The organism is Frateuria sp. (assembly GCF_013362045.1).
Taxonomy (GTDB): domain Bacteria; phylum Pseudomonadota; class Gammaproteobacteria; order Xanthomonadales; family Rhodanobacteraceae; genus Frateuria_A.
Map to the genome: position 1 here is coordinate 1 of NZ_JABFWW010000041.1, position 2063 is coordinate 2063.

At 70.9% G+C, this 2063-nt stretch carries 3 protein-coding genes; all 3 read right to left on the minus strand.

Translation table 11 applies throughout. The features are described from left to right. On the minus strand, positions 1 to 478 hold a 478-nt coding region (locus tag HOQ08_RS02045; RefSeq protein ID WP_291190838.1), incomplete at its 3' end, for a patatin-like phospholipase family protein. 79 nt (positions 479 to 557) lie between these two features. Beyond that, positions 558 to 1283 carry a UDP-2,3-diacylglucosamine diphosphatase gene (lpxH, locus tag HOQ08_RS02050; RefSeq protein ID WP_291190841.1) on the minus strand — a complete coding sequence of 242 codons (726 nt, stop codon included), beginning with the start codon at positions 1281 to 1283 and terminating at the stop codon, positions 558 to 560. Further along, positions 1283 to 1975: a peptidylprolyl isomerase gene (locus tag HOQ08_RS02055; RefSeq protein WP_291190843.1), complete on the minus strand. Its 693-nt coding sequence runs from the start codon at positions 1973 to 1975 to the stop codon at positions 1283 to 1285. The genes lpxH and HOQ08_RS02055 overlap by 1 nt, the downstream gene beginning before the upstream one ends. Between the last annotated feature and the right edge of the window lie 88 nt (positions 1976 to 2063).

The window sequence follows — 2063 nt, forward strand, 5'->3', positions numbered from 1 at the left end:
AGCCCTGCGGGAACAACAGACGGCTGGCCACGCTCATCAGCGGCGAGCGCTGCAGGCTGGCGCTGGCCTGGCCGGTGAAGGCCTCGGCCAGTTGCGTGTCCCAGTCCGGGCCGAGGAAGGCGAACGGCGCGATCAGCGCGCCGGCGCTCACGCCGGTGACCAGCTCGAAGCTGGGCCGGGCGTGGGCGCGGCTCAGGCCCACCAGCGCGCCGGCGCCGAAGGCGCCGCCCGCGCCGCCGCCGGACAGCGCCAGGATGTCCAGGCTGCCGTCCGCGGCGTGGCGGATGCCCTTCAACAACGCCGGCGACTGCTGCAGGAATCCCTGGCGGTCGATGCTGAGCAGCCGCACGTTGGTGGAGAAGCCATCCGGTATCGCCGCATCGATCAGCGTGGGCGGCGCCATCTGCCGCGGCGTGGTCACGCAGCCGGCCAGCAGGGCCGATGCGAACAGCGGCAACAGCCATCGGCGTATGCGCATGCGCTATTCCTCCCAGATCAGATCGATCCTGTTGCGGCTGCCGCGTTCGTGCCGGACCGGCCGCGCACCCGCGGGTGGATCAGAGCGACAGGCCGCGCAGCTCGACTCCCTCCGGCATCACCCGCAGCACCGAGCCCTGCTCGTACCAGTCGCCGAGCACGATGCGTTGCGCAGGCCGGCCATCGAGGGTGAAGTCGTGGATCGCTGGGCGGTGCGTATGGCCGTGGACCAGCCGTTGGACGCCGGCCCCGCGCATCGCCTGGGCGACGGCGTCGGCACTGACGTCCATGATCGATTCCATGGCGCTGCCGGTGTGCGCGCGGCTGTCGGCGCGGGCCTTGGCAGCGAAAGCGCGGCGCGCTTGCAGCGGCATCGCCAGGATGTTCGCCTTCCATTCGGACGTGCGCACCTGGCGGCGCACGGCCTGGTAGGCGACATCGTCGGTGCACAGCGTGTCGCCGTGCATCAGCAGGGTAGGGCCGCCGTAGAGGTCGTGCACCACGCCATCTTCGAGCAAGGTCAGGCCCGCGCGCTCGGCGTAGTCCTGGCCGAGCAGGAAGTCGCGGTTGCCGGGCATGAAGTAGACCGGCACGCCGGACCCGCGCACGGCGCGGGTGGAGCGGCAGATGCGCGCGGGCAGTTCGGCGTCGTCGTCATCGCCGATCCAGGCCTCCACCAGGTCGCCGAGGATGTAGAGCGCATCGGCCTGGCGCACTTCGTCGCCGGCGAGGTAGCGCTCGAACAGATCGGTGATGTGCGGGCGGCTGTCGTCCAGGTGCAGGTCGGCGATGAACAGGCTGGCCATCAGGCGCCCCTGGCCTTGGATCTGCGCTGGGCCGGCTTGGGCGTAGCGGCGGGCTCTCTGGTGCTGGCTGCGGGGGCGGGCGCCTGCTCGCCGATCACGCGCACGCTCTCGATCACCGGCAGCGGATTGGGTACGTCGGCGGCGAACGGCCCTTGCCCGCGGGTGGGCAGCGCGGCGATCTTGTCGATCACGTCCATGCCCTGGACCACCTTGCCGAACACGGCATAGCCCCAGGTCAGCCCGCTCTGGTTGCCGGCATAGTCGAGCCGGCGGTTGTCGACCAGGTTGATGAAGAACTGCGCGGTGCCGGAGTTGGGGTCGGCGCCGCGTGCCACCGCCACGGTGCCGCGCAGGTTGGACAAGCCGTTGTCGGCCTCGCTGGCGATCGCCGGATGCGTGCGCCGCGGCTGCAGGTCGCGCGTGTACAGGCCGCCCTGCACGAGGTAGCCGGGAATCGCGCGATGGAACACCGTGCCGTCGTAGAAGCCCTCGTGCACGTATTGCAGGAAATTGGCCACGCTCTTGGGCGCCCTGTCCGGATACAGCTCCAGCGTGACGTCGCCCGCGCTGGTGTGCAGCAGCACCTTCGGCCCCGGTGCCGGCGGCGTTTGGCCGGCGCTCGCCGGCGGCGCGGCCTGGGCGGCGATGCCCAGGGGCAGGGAAAGCAGGAGGGCCAGCAGGAGTCGTGGCATGAGGACGGGAGCCTGGTTGGTTTCTTCCTTGAATGATACGCGGAGGGGAAGGGGCGGGTGCGCGACGGTGCCTTGCTTCCCCCTTCGG

Excerpts from the sequence above, each read along its gene's own strand:
- lpxH (WP_291190841.1), bottom strand. The coding sequence starts at position 1,283 with ATGGCCAGCCTGTTCATCGCCGACCTGCACCTGGACGACAGCCGCCCG.
- HOQ08_RS02055 (WP_291190843.1), bottom strand. The coding sequence starts at position 1,975 with ATGCCACGACTCCTGCTGGCCCTCCTGCTTTCCCTGCCCCTGGGCATC.